This is a genomic window from Pseudacidovorax intermedius (assembly GCF_003350475.1).
In the GTDB taxonomy this organism is placed as follows: Bacteria; Pseudomonadota; Gammaproteobacteria; order Burkholderiales; family Burkholderiaceae_C; genus Xenophilus; species Xenophilus intermedius.
Genome location: NZ_QQAV01000004.1, coordinates 313,132 through 328,744, shown reverse-complemented (window position 1 = coordinate 328,744; position 15,613 = coordinate 313,132). Strand labels below are relative to the sequence as shown.

The following is a 15,613-nucleotide window of genomic DNA, read 5'->3' as shown; positions in this document are numbered from 1 at the left end:
GACCGAGACATCCAGCCATCCAAGGAGCGATCGACATGAACGGAACCATTCTTGTGGGCACGGCGGGGCAGGGCATCCTGCGCAGCGTGGACGACGGCGCCACCTGGCACCGCCTGGGCCTGAAGGAAGCCATCGAGTTCGACGGCACGGTGCGGGCGCTGGCGGTGGATCCGTCCGACCCGCGCCGGGTGCTGGCCGGCGCCGACGTGGGCATCTGCCTGTCCACCGACGGCGGCGCGCATTTCCAGCGCGTCGCCTCGCCGGCGGACGGCCAGACCGTCTGGGCACTGGCCTTCTGTCCGACCGATCCGCAGCTGGTGCTGGCGGGCACCGGGGCGCCCTCGCGGGCCTGCATGTACCGCTCGCGCGATGGCGGGCGCAGCTGGCAGACGCTCGACGTGGAACTGCCCGAGTTCTGCGCCGGCGTGAACCGCCCGCGCATCCTCACCATCGCCTTCCATCCGCAGAAGGCCGGCGAGGCCTGGTTCGGCGTGGAAGAGGGCGGCGCCTGGCGCACCCGCGACGCCGGCGACAGCTGGGAGCGCATCGACACGCCCGGCCGCGGCATCAACAACTCCGACATCCATGCCATCGCCGTGCTGCCCGCCACCGCCGACGCACCGGCCAAGCACATCGTGGTGACCGTCAATTCGGTGTGCGAGAGCACCGACGATGCCGAAAGCTTCCGCTGCCACCCGTCGAAGGACCGCTTCGACGGCCTCTACTACACGCGCACGGTGCAGCCACTGGACGCGGAGGGCCGCGAGCTGCTGCTGGCCATTGGCGACGGCACCCCGGGTTCGCGCACCCGCATCTACCGCTCGGAGGACCGCGGCCAGACCTGGGCGCAGACGCTGCTGAACACGGCGCCCAACTCCACCGTCTGGGCCTTCGGCACGCATGCCAGCGACCGCGGCCTGCTCTTCGCCGGCACCAAGTACGGGCACCTGCTGCGCTCGACCAACGGCGGACGCAGCTGGTTCAAGGAATGGCGCGACTTCAGCGAGATCACCTCGGTGGCCTGGACGCCTTTCGTGGCGCCCGTGCACGCGCATCCGCAGTCCATCAACTGACATCCCAAGGCTGGCCATGAACACCCGCACCCCCGCATCCGCCGACGGCGCCGGGACCGAGGTCCGCCCGCGCATCCGACGTACCCACCTGGCGCTGTTCGTGAAGGACCCCTTCGCCTCGGCCCCGTGGTACGAGGATGTACTGGGCATGCAGGTCACGGCGCGCGGCGCGCGCTGGGTGTTCCTGTCCTTCGGCCAGAAGCACCACGACATCGCGCTGATCCAGGTGGACGACCCGGAGACCGCCACGCGCGGCACGATCAACCTGCAGCACTACGGCCTGGAGATCGAGGGCGACATCGACGACCTGCGCCGCCTCTACGGCATGCTGCTGCGCAAGAACGTGGAGGTGGTCAAGACCACCGACCACAAGGTGGGCTACGGCCTGTACTTCCACGACCCCGACGGGCACCGCTTCGAGTTCTTCCTCGAAGTGGTGCACGACGACGAGGAGGCCAAGCGCCTGCTGGGCGAATACAACGCCCCCAGCGATGCCTTCGACCTGCAGCCGTTGTGAGCCGCCGGTCCCCACCCTTTTCCGCATTCAGAAAGACGCCTTCCATGAGCACCCCCGACCTCAGCGCCTTCCACATCCGCAAGTGGTACCTCCAGATCGAGGACACCCTGGCCGGCGAGACCGGCGCCCCCGCCGACGGCGAGCCGCTGCGCAAGATCGTCATCGCCGCCTGTTTGCGTAACCCCTTTGCGGGTCGCTACGTGCAGGACCTGTCCGAATGGATCGGCCCCTCGCCGGAGCTGGGCAAGGAATTCGGCCGCCGCATCCGCGAGGCCGCGGCCGGCCAGCGTATCGAGAGCTACGGCAAGGCCTGCCTCGTCGGCATCGACGGCGAGTACGAGCACGGCAACGCGCTGCTGACCAACCCGGCAGCCAACCCGGTGCGCGAGGGCGTGGGTGGCGGCAAGTCCTGGGTGCCGTCGACCGGCAAGCGCGGCGGCCCGGGCACCGTCATCGATATCCCCCTTGCGCACAAAGATGCGCTGTACGTGCGCTCGCACTACGACACGGTCTCCGCCATGTTCGGCGACGGCCCCAACCGCGACGAGGTGGTGCTGATCTGGGCCTTCGCCACACGTGGCCGGCTCAATGCGCGCCTGGGCGGCCTGAAGGCCTCCGAGATCAAGGGCGCGGACGGCCTGGTCTGAGCGCCGCAGGAGAGGCTCCATGCAACGCCGCGACCACCGCCTGGCCCTGAACGGCCTGGTCTTCCACGTCACCGAATGGGGCGACCCCGACGCCTGGCCGGTGCTGATGCTGCACGGCATCCGCGGCTATGCCGAGACCTTCGCCGGCGTGGCTGCCGCGCTGCAGCCGGGATCGCGCGTCATCGCCTTCGACCAGCGCGGCCGCGGCGAGACCGACTGGGACCCGAAGCACGATTACTACACCGACGCCTACGTGGCCGATGTCGAGGCGCTGGTGGCGCAACTGGGCCTGGCGCGCTTCGACCTGTTGGGCCATTCCATGGGCGGCATCAACGCCATCGTCTATGCCGCCCGGCATCCGCAGCAGCTGCGCCGCCTGGTCATCGAGGACGCCGGGCCCGGTGCCTTCGAGGCCAGCGACGGCGCCACCCGCATCCGCAAGGAACTGGCGACCACGCCCACCACCTTTGCGAACTGGGAAGAGGCCGCGGCCTTCATGCGCGCACTGCGCCCCACGGTGACCGAAGAGGCGCGCCAGCAGCGGCTGCAGAACATGCTCAAGCCGCTGGAGGGCGGCGACTTTACCTGGCGCTACGACCATGCGGGCATCGTCGCCACGCGGCTGAACCCGGACCCGACCCGCAAGGTGGACCTGGCCGCGCATGTGCAGCAGCTGCGCTGCGAGACGCTGGTGGTGCGGGGCGGCCGCTCCGATTACCTGCAGCCGGCCATGGTCGCGCACATGCAGGCGCTCAATCCGCGCATCGCCGCCATCGAGATTCCCGATGCAGGCCACTACATCCACGACGACCAGCCGGCGCGCTTCGCCGAGGCCGTCACCGCCTTCCTGAAGCGGCCCGACGCGGCCGCCATCGACCCCCTCCGACCATGATCCACGAACTGCGAACCTACACCCTGGTGCCCGGCGGTGTGCGCGACTACCTGCGCATCTACAACGAGACCGGCCGCGAGTTGCAGACCGGCATCCTGGGCCGGTTGGTGGCACTCATGACGCCCGAGAGCGGCGACGTCAACCAGCTGGTCTTCCACTGGGCCTTCGACAGCCTGGACGAGCGCAGCCGCCGCCGCGCCGCGCTGATGGCCGACCCGGCCTTCGCCGAATTCCGCAAGCAGGTGCGCCACCTGCTGGTGCGGCAGGAGAGCCGGCTGCTGTCGGCAGCCTGAGTTCCCGGCCCCGTTCCCCTCCCCACGTCTTCGGAGTTCCCATGAGCGCTTCCGCGGAAGAAGTCCCCGTCCTCATCATCGGTGCCGGCCCGGTCGGCGTGACGCTGGCCAACCTGCTCGGCACCTACGGGGTGCGGACGCTGGTGGTCGAACGCAGCCCCGCGGTGCTGGACTTCCCGCGTGCCGTGGGCCTGGACGACGAAGCCCTGCGCACCTTCCAGGCCACCGGCCTGGCCGAAGAGATGCTGCGCGACATGATCCAGAACGTGCCCATGCGCATGTACACGGCGCGCAAGCAGTGCTTCGCCGAGATCCTGCCCAGCACGCGCGAGTTCGGCTGGTTCCGTCGCAACCTGTTCTCGCAGCCCCTGGGCGAGAAGACGCTGCGCCGCGGGCTGGCACGCTTTGCCGACGTGCAGCTGCGGCTGGGCCTGGAGCTGGTCGCGCTGGCGCAGGACGAGGCCGGCGTCACCGCCACCCTGCGCGACGAAGCCGGGGCCGAGCAGCAGGTGCGCGCCGCCTACGTGGTGGCCTGCGACGGCGGTCGCAGCACGGTGCGCGAGATGCTCGGGCTGCCGTACGAGGGTCGCACCCATCCCGCCAAGTGGGTGGTGATCGAATGCGACCAGGATCCGCTGGACGCGCCCTACACCGCGCTGCACTGCGAGCCGGAAAGGCCCTATGTCTGCCTGCGCCTGCCCTATGGCCTGCGGCGCTGGGAGTTCATGCTCTTTCCCGGCGAGGACGGCGAGCAGATGCTGGCGCCCGACAAGGTGCGCGAGCTGCTGGGCCGCCATGTGGCCGATCCGTCGGCGCTCAACGTGATCCGCGCGCGGGTCTACACCCACAACTCGCGTGTGGCCGGCCGCTTCGTCAGCGGGCGCGTCTGCCTGGCCGGCGATGCCGCCCACATCACCCCGCCGTGGATCGGCCAGGGCCTCAATGCCGGCCTGCGCGATGCCTTCAACCTGGGCTGGAAGCTGGCCTGGATCCTTCAGGGCCGGCTGCGGCCCGCGCTGCTGACCAGCTACCACGACGAGCGCCATGCCCATGCCAAGGCCATGATCGACCTGGCCGACACCTTCGGCGCCGTGCTGTCGCAGCGCAATCCGCTGCTGGCCTGGGCGCGCGACCGCTTCTTCATGGCCATCCGCGGCGTTCCGGCCGTGCGCGACTATGTGCTGCAGATGAAGTTCAAGCCCATGCCGCGCTTCGTGCAGGGCGTGGTGCGCAACAGCGGCGTGGCCGCGCGCGATGCGCTGGTGGGGCGCATGTTCATCCAGCCCAACGTGGAGCGCCGGCGCGGCGGCGCCGAGAAGCTGGACGACGTGGTCGGCCCGCGCTTCGCGCTCATCAGCTGGCGCTGCGATGCGCTGGCCGATGCGCCGCCTTCGCTGCGCGAGCAGCTGGCGCGCCTGGGTTGCGACCACTACCTGGCGGTGCGCTCGCGCAGCGCGGGCAACGAGGCGGGTTCGCCCATGCCGGCGCAGCCCTCGGGCACCGTCGTCGAGGACCTGGAGAACGGCCTGCACCTGTGGTTCCAGGGCAAGGACGTGGACTGGGTGCTCGTGCGGCCCGACCGCTTCATCGCGGCCGTCGGCCGCGTCGGGGACGCGGTGACGGAACTGGGCGCGTTCTGCGCGGCGGTGTTGCCGGCGGCGGATGCCACCCCTGCCATGCACGCCGCGCAGGCGGGCGGCACGGCGGCCCAGCTTTCCCGCGTCGAGGCAGAGGCGCTCGCTGCCTGACGCCGTGCCCGCCACCCTCCCCATGTACCCCGAACTCTTCCTCTACATCGCCGGTCGCTTCGTCGGTGCCGAAGGTCGCCGCACGCAGGCCGTGCAGGACCCGGCCACTCAGCAGGCGCTGGGCCACCTGCCCTGGGCCGAACCCGAGGATGTCGACGCTGCCGTGCAGGTGGCCCACGCTGCCTTCACCCACTGGCGCCGGGTGTCGCCTGTCGAGCGATCCGACCTGCTGCGGCGCGTCGCAGCGCTGGCGCGCGAGCGGGCGCAGGTCATCGGCCAGGCCATGACGCTGGACAACGGCAAGCCGCTCGCCGATGCGGTGGCCGAGGTGCTCAATGCGGCCGAGCATGTGGAATGGCATGCCGAGGAAGGCCGCCGCATCTACGGCCGCGTGGTGCCGGCGCGCCAGCCGGGCGTGCGCCAGCTGGTGGTGCGCGAGCCGGTCGGTGTGTGCGCGGCCTTCAGCCCCTGGAACTTCCCTTTCGGCCAGGCCATGAAGAAGGCCGCGGCCGCCATCGCCGCAGGCTGTCCCATCGTGCTCAAGGGGCCGGAGGAATCGCCCAGCGCCCTGGTGGCCATGGCGCAGCTCTTCCACGATGCCGGGCTGCCGGCGGGCGTCTTCAACCTGCTGTGGGGCGCACCGGCGGACATCTCGCGCCGGCTGATCGAATCGCCGCGGGTGCGTGTCGTCTCCTTCACCGGCTCGGTGCCGGTGGGCCGGCAACTGGCGGCGCTGGCCGGGCAGCACATGAAGCGCATGACCATGGAGCTGGGCGGCCATGCACCGGTGCTGGTCTTCGACGATGCCGACGTGGACGCCGCCGTGGCGCTACTGGCGCGCCTGAAGACGCGCAACGCCGGCCAGGTCTGCGTCTCGCCGAGCCGCTTCTACGTGCAGTCGGGCATCCACGACCGCTTCGCCGCCGCCTTTGCCGATGCGCTGGCCGCGGTGAAGGTGGGGCACGGGCTGGAGGCCGGCGTGCAGATGGGGCCGTTGATCCACGAACGGCGCTTCCAGGCGGTGCAGGTGCTGGTCGAAGACGCCCGCGGGGCCGGCGCCGATTTGCTGACGGGGGGCGGCCGCCTCGGCACGCAGGGCCACTTCCACGCGCCCACGCTGTTGGTGCACGTGCCGGCCGGCGCGCGCGTGATGCACGAGGAGCCCTTCGGCCCCATCGCCGCGATGGTGCGCTTCGACACCGTGGAAGAGGCGCTGCAGCAGGCCAATGCCTTGCCCTTCGGCCTGGCCAGCTATGTGTTCACCCGTTCGCTGCAGACCGCCACCCGCGTGGGCGACGGCCTGGAGGCCGGCATGGTCAACATCAACCATTCGGGCATGGCCCATCCGGAGCTGCCCTTCGGCGGCATCAAGGACAGCGGCTTCGGCAGCGAGGGCGGTACCGAGTCCTTCGACGCCTTTCTGAACACCAAGCTGATCACGCAGATTTGACGTATCCATGCCGACCTTGAACAACCTCTTCCTGTCGCGTTCACAGCGCCTGGTGGCCGGCGAACGGATCGCCGGCGCGCTGTAAGCCCGGGTACGTCAGCGCCGAGTCGACGACACCGGCATCGACAAGGCGCGACTCCTCTGAGAGGCGCATCCGGCACCCCAGCATTTTCTTTCGCACCTTCAACTTTCGAATGAGCAAGCACCGCCAACCCGCCCATCCCATCGACCCGCTGTTCACCGAGCGCTGGTCGCCCCGCGCCTTCACCGAAGAGGCCATTCCCGAGCCGGCCCTCATGAGCCTTCTCGAAGCCGCGCGCTGGGCGCCCTCGGCCTACAACGTGCAGCCCTGGCGCTTCATCTACGCCCGCCGCGACACGGCCGCCTGGCAGCCCATCTTCGACAGTCTGGTCGAGTTCAACCAGATGTGGACGAAGCGCGCCGCCGCGCTGGTGGTGATCGCCTCGGCCCGCGAAGCCGTGTTCCCGGGCAAGACCGAGCCGGTGCCCAACGCCGCGCATGCCTTCGACGCTGGCGCCGCCTGGGCCAGCCTGGCCTTCCAGGCGCAGCTGTCGGGCTGGTCGGCCCATGCCATGGCCGGCTTCGACGCCGGCAAGCTGCGCACGGCCATCGGCCTGCCCGAGATGTACGCCATCGACACCGTCGTGGCCGTGGGCCGGAAGGGCGATCCGGCCGTGCTGCCCGAAGGCGTCCGCGCCCGCGAAGTGCCGAGCAACCGCCGCCCGCTGGCCGAGTCGGCCTTCGAGGGCAAGTTCGGCGCGCAGGGCTGAGGGGCCGCCGGGCTCGGCCCCGGCGACGCGGGGCTTACTGGAGAATGCAATGTTGCCGCGCCGCTGCGGCCTCTGCCCATCCTCCATCCCGACCGCGCTTCCCCGACGATGAACAGCCTCCGACGCATGCTCGATGTCCTCGACCTCTTCCGGCCCGACCAGCCGGTCATCGACGTCGAGATCATCTGCCAGCAGCTCGGCTACACCCCGGCCAGCGCATACCGCTACCTGCGCGAACTGGGCGACGCGGGCCTGCTGGTGCGGCTGCCGCGCGGCTATGCGCTGGGCCCGCGCATCATCGCGCTGGAGCACCAGATGACCGACTACGACCCCGTGCTGGTGCGCAGCCGCGATCTGGTCGAGAAGCTGGTGGCCGAGACCGGCCTGGACGCCATGATCAGCGAGTGGTACGGCGATGCGGTGGTCAACGTGCTGATCCGGCGTGGCCCCGACCCGGGCCCGGCGGGCGGTGGCCGCGGACGGCCCATCGACCTGTTCCACAGCGCGACCTCGCGCGTGGTGCTGGCCTACCTGCTGCCGCGGCAGATCCGCCGCATCTTCGATGCCCATGCCAGCACGCCCGAGGCGCAGGGCCAGGGCCTGGAATGGAAGGCGTTCTCCAAGGGCCTGCTCGCCATCCGCAAGCAGGGCTACTGCATCAGCGAGAGCGAACTGCATGCTGGCCGCACCGGCGTGGCGGCGCCCATCTTCGATGAGAAGCAGCGTGTGCTCGGCAGCATGACGCTGGTGGGCCGCAACGAGCGCTTCCGGGCCTTCCAGGAAAGCTACCTCTGCAACCTGGTGACCACGGCCGCCGCCGAACTCACGGCGCGCATCGCTCAGCAGTAGGCGCGCCGCACTTCTCCGGTGGCAGCGCGGCCTGGGCGTCCGTACGCCTCCAGCGCGCTGGCCGTCGTGGTCTATCTCAGGTGCGCGCCGGACATGTCGCGCCCGGTGACGACCAGGTCGCAATCGGCATCGGGTGGAACGACCGGCAGGCTGGCGCACCAGTCGGCATAGGCTTGGTGCATTTGTGAAAGTCGCGCGGGCTCGTCGACGGCGCGGTTGGTGGAAGCGGCCATTCATGGCACAAATCCGTCACAGGCCGGGACGGACAAGAAAAAAGCACTTAGGTCGCGAGACCTAAGTGCTTGATTCCATTCTTAATTTTGGTGGGCCCTGAGTGACTCGAACACTCGACCTACGGATTAAGAGTCCGCTGCTCTACCAACTGAGCTAAGAGCCCGCTTGCGTTGATTTGTCGTTCAACTCAGCGAAGAACTCGATTATATGCAGGGTTTTTCTGGACGGTCAACACCCCTCGCAGAAATTTTTTCTTCGGAGTGTGGCGCCCCGCGAAGAGCTGCGATCAGGGTCGGCAAGCGAGCCATCGACTGGTGGTCATGGCACCTGCACTCAAAGGTCGGTCCCAACAGCCAGGTGGTGGTAATTAAGTTGACAACTAAACCAATCAAAAGTAATGTTTATGAGGCCTCGGCAGACCCTCGTCCGCCAGCCATTCCAGGAGCAGACATGAGGATTGCGGTATTGGGTGGAGGGCACGGCTGCTACGCCGCGGCCGCCGATCTGTCGGAGGCCGGCCACGAGGTGCGGTTGTGGCGCCGTGACGCGCAGGCGTTGCAGCCCGTGGTCGAGGCGGGGAGCATCCGCCTGAAGGACGCGACCGGGGCGCGCGACGTGCCCATCGCCCTGGCAACCGCCGACATCGGCCAGGCCCTGCGCGACGCCGAGCTGATCGTGGTGCCGGTGCCGGCCACCGCCCAGGCCGACATCGCCCGCGCCATGGCGCCGCACCTGGTTGACGGACAAGTGGTCTTCCTGCCGCCGGGCACCTTCGGAAGCGTGGTCATGGCGCGCATCGTGCGCGAGTGCGGTAACCGGGCCGACGTGGCCTGGGCCGAGACCGGTACGCTGCCTTACCTCGCGCGCAAGCATGGCGAGCGCGAAGTCAACGTCACCATTCGCGCGATCCGCCTGCCGACGGGCGTCTATCCGGCGCGCCATGCCGAGCGGGCCATCGCCGTGATCCGCGGCGCCTACCCGGCGGTGCATGGCTGCGGCGATGCGCTCTCGGGCGCCCTGATGAACGCGGGGCCGATCATCCATCCGCCCCTGATGGTGATGAATGCAGCGCCGCTGCAGCACTTCGAGCGCTGGGACATCCACAACGAAGGCACGCAGCGCGCCGTGCGCGAGGTGACCGACCGGCTGGACCAGGAGCGCATCGCCGTGCGCGAGGCCTTCGGCCAGGGCGCGCCGCACTATCCGCTGGCCGACCACTACGACAACGACCAGTGGATGTACGGCGATGCTCACAAGCAGCTGGTGAAGTCGGGCGACTGGCGCGAGAACATCGACCTCTACGGTCACCGCTACATCACCGAGGACACCGAACTGGGCTTGGCCTTCCTGGCCTCGGCCGCGCGGCACGCGGGCGTGGATGCGCCCATCGCGCACGGCCTGCTGGCCATCGTCGGTGGCTTCCTGGGGCGCGACCTGCGCCAGGGGCCACGCAGCTTCGAGGCACTGGGCCTGTCCTCGCTGTCGCGCGAGGCGCTGGCGAAGAGGCTGCAAGATGGCGAATGAGCCGGGTGCGACCGAGGCGCCTGTCGGCGAGTCCGCCGGCCCGGCGGGCGCGGATGGCACGGCGCCGCGCCCCCGCTTCGTCGCCGTCGGCGCCGGCCGCATGGGCCGCGGCATCGCCATCGCTTTCGCCTATGCCGGCCATCGCATCGCCCTCGTCGACCTGCGCCCGCGCAGCGACGAGGCCTGGGCGCGCCTGACGACCGAAGCCACGGCCGAGATCGAGGGCGCCCTGCGCGGCCTGGCCCGCCAGGGCGTGTTGCGCGAAGAGCAGGTCGCGCCCATCGCCGCCCGCGTGCAACTGGTGCGTGTGGACGAAGCGCCGGCCGCCCTTGCTGCCGCCGAACTGGTCTTCGAGGGCGTGCCCGAGACGATGGAGGCCAAGCGCGAGGCCTTCGACTGGCTCAACCGCCATTGCCGGGACGACGCCATCCTCACCTCCACCACCAGCAGCATCCTCGTGACCCAGTTGGCGGCGTTGGTGCGGAGGCCGCAGCGCTTCCTCAACATGCACTGGCTCAACCCGGCTTACGTAATCCCGGTGGTGGAGCTGAGCTGCCATGCCGGCACCGACCCCGAGGTGCTGGCCCGCACCAAGGCACTGCTGGAGGCCATCGGCAAGCTGCCCGTGGTCTGCGGCCCGACGCCCGGCTACATCGTGCCGCGACTGCAGGCGCTGGTGATGAACGAGGCGGCCCGCATGGTGGAGGAGGGCGCTGCCACCGCCGAGGAGATCGACAAGGCCACCCGATTCGGCCTGGGTCTGCGCTTCGCCGCACTGGGTGTGGTCGAGTTCATCGACTTCGGCGGCTGCGACATCCTGCACCACGCCAGCCGCGAGATGTCGCAGACCATCGACCCGGCGCGCTATGCCGCGCCGGCCATCGTCGAGGACATGGTGCGCCAGCAGCGCCTGGGGCTGAAGACCGGCAGCGGCTTTTATGCCTATGAAGGCCGCGACCTGGCGGCCTACCGCGCCGACGTGCTGGCCCGCACGCTGGCCCAGTTGCGCAGCGCCGGCATGTGGCGCGGCCCGCAGGACGAGACGCTGGCATGAGCCTCGCCGTCCGCCGCGCCTTCACCGAGCTGTCGGTGGGCCAGGTGCATCATGCCGCCTGCGGCGATCCGTCCGCGCCGGCGGTGCTGCTGCTGCACCAGTCGCCGCGCAGCTGGCGCGAGTACGCAGCCGTGCTGCCGCGGCTGGGCGCGCACTGGCATGCGATCGCGATGGACACGGCCGGCTTCGGCGACTCGGCCGCGGGCGAGGGGCCGGCCTCCATCGAACACTTCGCGCGCGTTGCGCTGGAGTTGATCGACGCGCTGCAGTTGCCGCGTGTGCATGTGGTCGGCCATCACACCGGCGGCGTGGTCGCCATCGAGCTGGCCGCGCTGGCGCCTTCGCGCGTGGCGTCGCTGGTGCTGTCGTCCACGCCCTTCACCGATGCCGACTTCCGCAAGGCGCGCGCCGAACGGCCGCCCATCGACGCGGTGGCGCCCAGCACCGACGGCAGCCACCTGATGGCGCTGTGGCAGCGGCGCCAGGGCTTCTACCCGCCCCAGCGGCCGGACCTGCTCGAAGCCTTCGTGCGCGACGCGCTGGCCGTGGCCGACCCCGAGGCCGGCCACCGTGCCGTGGCGGCCTACCGCATGGAGGACCGCATCGGCCGGCTCACGCAGCCGGTATGCCTCCTGCGCGCGACGGCCGACCCCTTCGCCGCACCGCATGCGCAGGAGCTGATGCACCAGCTGCCGCAGGCTACGCTGGTGGAGATCGAAGGCGGCATGGTGCCGCTGCCCGACCAGATGCCCGAGGCCTTCGCGGCGGCGGTGCATGGCTTTCTTTCGGGCCTGCCGGCATGAAGGTCTGGCGCGTCCATGCCTGGGGCCAGCCACCGGTGCTGGAAGAGGTGCCCGATCCGCAGCCGCGCGCCGGCCACACGCTGGTGCGCACGGCCGCCGCGACCGTGGCCCATGTGGACCGTACGGTGATGAAAGGCGGCTTCCTGCAGCCGCCACCGCTGCCCTACACGCCCGGGGTGGAGGCGGCGGGCATCGTCGTGCAGTCGGACCGCTTCGCGCCCGGTACCCGCGTGTGGCTGCGCGGCGGCGGGCTCGGGACGCGGCGCGACGGCACCTGGTGCGAACTGATCGATGCGCCCGATGAGGCCGTCGGCCTGCTGCCCGAGGGCGTGGACATGGCGCTGGGTTCGGCCTTCTTCTCGCCCTGCACCTCGGCGTGGGTGGCGCTGCGCCATGTGGCGGATCTGCAGCCGGGCGAGCGCGTGGGTGTCACCGGCGCGAGCGGGGCCGTCGGCAGCATCACGCGGCAACTGGCGCGCGCATGGGGTGCCGACCTCGTTGAAGCGCCCAGTGCCACGGAGCCGGTGGACCTGCTGGTCGACACCGTCGGCGGCCCGGTGCTGGAGCAGTCGCTGTCGGCCATCGCGCCGGGTGGCCGCATCGTGCTGGTGGGCTACACCGCGGGCGAGCAGGTGGGCCTGTCGCTGCCGCTCTTGATGCAGCGGGACGTGCGGCTGTTGCCGCTCAACATGTACCGCCGCGAGGCACAGGGCCGGGCGGCCGCGCCACAACTGCTCGAGTTGCTGCAAGACGGCACGTTGACCTTGGCCACGCAGCGCTTCACGCTTGAACAGGCAGTGCAAGCGCTGGCATGGATCGCCCAGCGCGGCCATCGCGGCAGGGCCGTGCTGGCCTTCGACTGAAGACGCCGGCGTGCGCGGCCCACGGCGCGGATGCCGGGTTGGCGCAGCGCTCCCGGCCGACAGCGTCAGTCACTCCACGTCTTCACTGTCCTCGGCCTGGTCCGCGTGCAGCGCGATCATCTGCCGCAGCGTCTTCTTCAGCTCTTCCGCGCGCTGCAGGCCGAAGGGCTCCAGCACGCGGTGTTCGTGCTCGCGGGCCAGCTTCATGAGCTGCGCCACCGCCTCGGCGCCCTGGGGCGTGATGCGCACCAGCGTGATGCGGCGATCACTCTCATGGGGCAGGCGCTCCACCTGGCCCTTGGCCTCCATGCGGTCGAGCAGGCGCGTCACCGTGGGCTGCTTGGTCACGGTCACCTGGGCCAGGTCGCCGATGCTGATGGCCTCGCCGTCGGCCAGCGAGGCCATCACCCGCCATTCGGACACCGAAAAGCCGTGTTGCCTCGCCACCTTGTGGAACTCGCCGGAAATCAGCTGGCTGGCCTGGGCCAGCAGCGCCGGCAGGTAGTCGTCCACGAACAGGCGCGATTCGGGGGTGTGCAAAGTCATGGCCGGGATGATCCTCTCGCTGGCATACCGATTGCTTGGCTAGGGTAATGCATGATTGTGAATAGATTCAGGTCTAAATAGAGTTGGATCTTGCCACCCCACGATTGGAAGCGCCGTACGCGTTTCCCAGGAGAGCAGTGCCATGGCCGAGCGTTCGTTCGTCGAAGAAGTGAAGAAACTGCGTCTTGCCGAAGGCGAGACCTTTCGCGGTGAGGGCATTCTGGCCGTCACCAAGGCCTTGCTGGAGTCCGGCGTCTCGTACGTGGCCGGCTACCAGGGCGCACCCATCTCGCACCTGATGGACGTGTTGGCCGATGCGCAGGACATCCTGGCCGACCACGGCATCCGCTTCGAGAACAGCGCCAGCGAGGCCACCGCCGCCGCCACGCTGGCCGCCTCGGTCAACTATCCGCTGCGCGGCGCCGTGACCTTCAAGGCCACGGTGGGCACCAACGTGGCGTCCGACGCGCTGGCCAACCTGGCCTCCGGCGGCGTCACGGGCGGGGCGCTCATCATCGTGGGCGAGGACTACGGCGAGGGCTCGTCGATCATGCAGGAGCGCAGCCATGCCTTCGCCATGAAGTCGCAGATGTGGATGCTCGATCCGCGGCCCAACCTGCCGAGCATCGTGCAGGCGGTCAAGACCGGCTTCGAACTCTCCGAGGCCAGCAACACGCCCGTGATGCTGCAGCTGCGCATCCGCGCCTGTCATGTGCACGGGCAGTTCACCGCCTCCGACAACCGCCGCGCCAGCTTCACGCTGAAGGAGGCGCTGGAGAACCCGCGGCGCGACGTCGATCGCATCGTGCTGCCGCCCGCGAGCTTCCTGCACGAGCAGGAGAAGATCAAGCAGCGCTGGCCTGCGGCCGTGCGCTTCATCGAAGAGCGCGGCCTCAACGAGTTCTTCGCGGAGGACGCGGACGACATCGGCATCATCGTGCAGGGCGGTTGCTACAACACGCAGGTGCGGGCCCTGGAACGCCTGGGCCTGGCCGACGTATACGGCCGCTCGAAGGTGCCGCTGTACGTGATGAACGTGGCTTATCCGGTCATCGACAGCGAGGTGCGGCGCTTCTGCGAAGGCAAGCGCGCCGTGCTGGTGGTCGAAGAAGGCCAGCCCAACTTCGTCGAGCAGAACATCGCCACCATCCTGCGCCAGGCCGGCAGCAGCACGGCGCTGCATGGCAAGGACCTGCTGCCCGTGGCCGGCGAGTACACGGCCCAGGCCGTGATGGCCGGCACGCGCGCCTTCTGCGAGCGCTACGGCCGCCTCGCGCCCAGGGCCGCACCCGCCGAGGTGGTGCCCGCCAGGCCGCGCAAGATCATCCCGCTGATCAGCGAGGCGCAGCTCATGCCGCTGGAGCGCAGCGTGCATGCGCGACCCCCGGGCTTTTGCACCGGCTGCCCCGAGCGGCCCATCTTCAGCGCCATGAAGCTGGTGCAGCGCGAGCTGGGCCAGCACCACGTGTCGGCCGACATCGGCTGCCACCTGTTCTCGATCCTGCCGCCCTTCAACATCGGCAACACCACCATGGGCTACGGCCTGGGCGCGGCCGGCGCCGCGGCGCTCAACACCCAGGCGGACAAGCGCGCCATCGCGGTGATGGGCGATGGCGGCTTCTGGCACAACGGGCTGACGAGCGGCATCGCCAACGCGGTGTTCAACCAGAGCGACAACCTCACGGTGGTGGTCGACAACAACTACACCTCGGCCACCGGCGGGCAGGACATCCTGTCGTCCAAGGCGGTGAACGCCACGCGCAGCACTGGCCACGAGATCGAGCAAGCGGTGCGCGGCGTGGGCGTCAAATGGGTCAAGACCCTGCGCCGCACCTACGACGTGGCCGGCATGCGCGACACGCTCAAGGAAGCGCTGACCACCAGGGAGAAGGGCCCCAAGGTCATCATTGCCCAGTCCGAGTGCATGCTCAACCGCCAGCGTCGCGAGAAGCCGCTGGTGCGCAAGGCCATCGCCGATGGCAAGCGCATGGTGCGCGAGAAGTTCGGCGTCGACCCCGACACCTGCACCGGCGACCATTCCTGCATCCGCCTCTCGGGCTGCCCTTCGCTGTCGATCAAGCCCAACCCCGATCCACTGCGGCAGGAGCCCGTTGCCGCCGTGATGGACAGCTGCGTGGGCTGCGGCGTGTGCGGCGAGGTCTCGCATGCCGCGGTGCTGTGCCCCTCCTTCTACAAGGCGCAGGTGGTGAGCAACCCCACCGGCTTGGACCGGCTGCGCGAGCGTGTTCGCGGCGCCGTCATCGGCTGGATGCAGCGCCGCGATGCCGAGCGCCGCGCGCGCCTGGCCTTCTGATGCGAGGCAGGAGTT

The 15,613-nt window shown here is 69.8% G+C and carries 16 protein-coding genes and 1 tRNA gene; 14 read left to right on the top strand and 3 right to left on the bottom strand.

Annotated elements, in window-relative coordinates; genetic code table 11:
* Positions 1 to 35: 35 nt before the first annotated feature.
* The 9 genes from DFR41_RS13645 (at position 36) to DFR41_RS13605 (ending at position 8,260) form a co-directional block, all read left to right on the top strand.
* Positions 36 to 1,073 (top strand): WD40/YVTN/BNR-like repeat-containing protein, encoded by a 1,038-nt coding sequence (locus DFR41_RS13645; protein ID WP_114803070.1) that lies wholly within the window; start codon positions 36 to 38, stop codon positions 1,071 to 1,073.
* Between the two features lie 16 nt (positions 1,074 to 1,089).
* Complete coding sequence (locus DFR41_RS13640; RefSeq protein WP_114803069.1) at positions 1,090 to 1,590, top strand: VOC family protein; 501 nt, start codon at positions 1,090 to 1,092, stop codon at positions 1,588 to 1,590.
* A gap of 44 nt (positions 1,591 to 1,634) precedes the next feature.
* Positions 1,635 to 2,237, top strand: a complete 603-nt coding sequence (locus DFR41_RS13635) for an amino acid synthesis family protein (RefSeq protein ID WP_017757012.1) — start codon at positions 1,635 to 1,637, stop codon at positions 2,235 to 2,237.
* A 19-nt stretch (positions 2,238 to 2,256) separates the two neighbouring features.
* Entirely contained in the window at positions 2,257 to 3,129 is an 873-nt protein-coding gene (locus DFR41_RS13630; RefSeq protein WP_017757011.1) for an alpha/beta fold hydrolase, read from the top strand.
* The gene (locus tag DFR41_RS13625) at positions 3,126 to 3,422 is read left to right on the top strand and encodes an NIPSNAP family protein (protein ID WP_017757010.1); all 297 of its coding nucleotides are present in this window, start codon (positions 3,126 to 3,128) and stop codon (positions 3,420 to 3,422) included. The genes DFR41_RS13630 and DFR41_RS13625 overlap by 4 nt, the downstream gene beginning before the upstream one ends.
* 41 nt (positions 3,423 to 3,463) lie before the next feature.
* Complete coding sequence (locus DFR41_RS13620) at positions 3,464 to 5,170, top strand: bifunctional 3-(3-hydroxy-phenyl)propionate/3-hydroxycinnamic acid hydroxylase (protein ID WP_114803068.1); 1,707 nt, start codon at positions 3,464 to 3,466, stop codon at positions 5,168 to 5,170.
* Between the two features lie 22 nt (positions 5,171 to 5,192).
* Entirely contained in the window at positions 5,193 to 6,620 is a 1,428-nt protein-coding gene (locus DFR41_RS13615; protein ID WP_114803067.1) for an NAD-dependent succinate-semialdehyde dehydrogenase, read from the top strand.
* A 194-nt stretch (positions 6,621 to 6,814) separates the two neighbouring features.
* Positions 6,815 to 7,411, top strand: coding sequence for a nitroreductase family protein (locus DFR41_RS13610; RefSeq protein WP_114803066.1), 597 nt, complete (start codon positions 6,815 to 6,817; stop codon positions 7,409 to 7,411).
* A 108-nt stretch (positions 7,412 to 7,519) separates the two neighbouring features.
* Complete coding sequence (locus tag DFR41_RS13605) at positions 7,520 to 8,260, top strand: IclR family transcriptional regulator (protein WP_114803065.1); 741 nt, start codon at positions 7,520 to 7,522, stop codon at positions 8,258 to 8,260.
* Between the two features lie 71 nt (positions 8,261 to 8,331).
* Here DFR41_RS13605 and DFR41_RS27710 read toward each other — a convergent pair whose 3' ends face one another.
* Positions 8,332 to 8,493, bottom strand: coding sequence for a hypothetical protein (locus tag DFR41_RS27710; protein WP_017757712.1), 162 nt, complete (start codon positions 8,491 to 8,493; stop codon positions 8,332 to 8,334).
* 88 nt (positions 8,494 to 8,581) lie between these two features.
* Positions 8,582 to 8,657, bottom strand: a tRNA-Lys gene (locus tag DFR41_RS13600).
* A gap of 287 nt (positions 8,658 to 8,944) precedes the next feature.
* Here DFR41_RS13600 and DFR41_RS13595 point away from each other — a divergent pair.
* From DFR41_RS13595 to DFR41_RS13580, 4 genes are read left to right on the top strand one after another with little or no spacing between them, the layout of a single operon-like run.
* Positions 8,945 to 10,018 carry an NAD/NADP-dependent octopine/nopaline dehydrogenase family protein gene (locus tag DFR41_RS13595; protein ID WP_043118972.1) on the top strand — a complete coding sequence of 358 codons (1,074 nt, stop codon included), beginning with the start codon at positions 8,945 to 8,947 and terminating at the stop codon, positions 10,016 to 10,018.
* Positions 10,008 to 11,072 (top strand): 3-hydroxybutyryl-CoA dehydrogenase, encoded by a 1,065-nt coding sequence (locus tag DFR41_RS13590; RefSeq protein WP_114803064.1) that lies wholly within the window; start codon positions 10,008 to 10,010, stop codon positions 11,070 to 11,072. Before DFR41_RS13595 ends, DFR41_RS13590 begins: the two co-directional genes overlap by 11 nt.
* Positions 11,069 to 11,875, top strand: coding sequence for an alpha/beta fold hydrolase (locus DFR41_RS13585; protein ID WP_114803063.1), 807 nt, complete (start codon positions 11,069 to 11,071; stop codon positions 11,873 to 11,875). The genes DFR41_RS13590 and DFR41_RS13585 overlap by 4 nt, the downstream gene beginning before the upstream one ends.
* The gene (locus DFR41_RS13580) at positions 11,872 to 12,738 is read left to right on the top strand and encodes a quinone oxidoreductase family protein (RefSeq protein ID WP_114803062.1); all 867 of its coding nucleotides are present in this window, start codon (positions 11,872 to 11,874) and stop codon (positions 12,736 to 12,738) included. The genes DFR41_RS13585 and DFR41_RS13580 overlap by 4 nt, the downstream gene beginning before the upstream one ends.
* A gap of 69 nt (positions 12,739 to 12,807) precedes the next feature.
* Here DFR41_RS13580 and DFR41_RS13575 read toward each other — a convergent pair whose 3' ends face one another.
* Positions 12,808 to 13,284: a MarR family winged helix-turn-helix transcriptional regulator gene (locus DFR41_RS13575; protein ID WP_114803061.1), complete on the bottom strand. Its 477-nt coding sequence runs from the start codon at positions 13,282 to 13,284 to the stop codon at positions 12,808 to 12,810.
* Between the two features lie 142 nt (positions 13,285 to 13,426).
* On the opposite strand from DFR41_RS13575, the gene DFR41_RS13570 reads away from it, so the two are divergent.
* Positions 13,427 to 15,598: a thiamine pyrophosphate-dependent enzyme gene (locus DFR41_RS13570; RefSeq protein ID WP_114803060.1), complete on the top strand. Its 2,172-nt coding sequence runs from the start codon at positions 13,427 to 13,429 to the stop codon at positions 15,596 to 15,598.
* The last annotated feature ends 15 nt before the right edge of the window (positions 15,599 to 15,613 follow it).

Bases quoted from the DNA above. Each gene is read 5' to 3' on its own strand.
- DFR41_RS13645 (WP_114803070.1), top strand. From the start codon at position 36: ATGAACGGAACCATTCTTGTGGGCACGGCGGGGCAGGGCATCCTGCGC.
- DFR41_RS13640 (WP_114803069.1), top strand. From the start codon at position 1,090: ATGAACACCCGCACCCCCGCATCCGCCGACGGCGCCGGGACCGAGGTC.
- DFR41_RS13635 (WP_017757012.1), top strand. From the start codon at position 1,635: ATGAGCACCCCCGACCTCAGCGCCTTCCACATCCGCAAGTGGTACCTC.
- DFR41_RS13630 (WP_017757011.1), top strand. From the start codon at position 2,257: ATGCAACGCCGCGACCACCGCCTGGCCCTGAACGGCCTGGTCTTCCAC.
- DFR41_RS13625 (WP_017757010.1), top strand. From the start codon at position 3,126: ATGATCCACGAACTGCGAACCTACACCCTGGTGCCCGGCGGTGTGCGC.
- DFR41_RS13620 (WP_114803068.1), top strand. From the start codon at position 3,464: ATGAGCGCTTCCGCGGAAGAAGTCCCCGTCCTCATCATCGGTGCCGGC.
- DFR41_RS13615 (WP_114803067.1), top strand. From the start codon at position 5,193: ATGTACCCCGAACTCTTCCTCTACATCGCCGGTCGCTTCGTCGGTGCC.
- DFR41_RS13610 (WP_114803066.1), top strand. From the start codon at position 6,815: ATGAGCAAGCACCGCCAACCCGCCCATCCCATCGACCCGCTGTTCACC.
- DFR41_RS13605 (WP_114803065.1), top strand. From the start codon at position 7,520: ATGAACAGCCTCCGACGCATGCTCGATGTCCTCGACCTCTTCCGGCCC.
- DFR41_RS27710 (WP_017757712.1), bottom strand. From the start codon at position 8,493: ATGGCCGCTTCCACCAACCGCGCCGTCGACGAGCCCGCGCGACTTTCA.
- DFR41_RS13595 (WP_043118972.1), top strand. From the start codon at position 8,945: ATGAGGATTGCGGTATTGGGTGGAGGGCACGGCTGCTACGCCGCGGCC.
- DFR41_RS13590 (WP_114803064.1), top strand. From the start codon at position 10,008: ATGGCGAATGAGCCGGGTGCGACCGAGGCGCCTGTCGGCGAGTCCGCC.
- DFR41_RS13585 (WP_114803063.1), top strand. From the start codon at position 11,069: ATGAGCCTCGCCGTCCGCCGCGCCTTCACCGAGCTGTCGGTGGGCCAG.
- DFR41_RS13580 (WP_114803062.1), top strand. From the start codon at position 11,872: ATGAAGGTCTGGCGCGTCCATGCCTGGGGCCAGCCACCGGTGCTGGAA.
- DFR41_RS13575 (WP_114803061.1), bottom strand. From the start codon at position 13,284: ATGACTTTGCACACCCCCGAATCGCGCCTGTTCGTGGACGACTACCTG.
- DFR41_RS13570 (WP_114803060.1), top strand. From the start codon at position 13,427: ATGGCCGAGCGTTCGTTCGTCGAAGAAGTGAAGAAACTGCGTCTTGCC.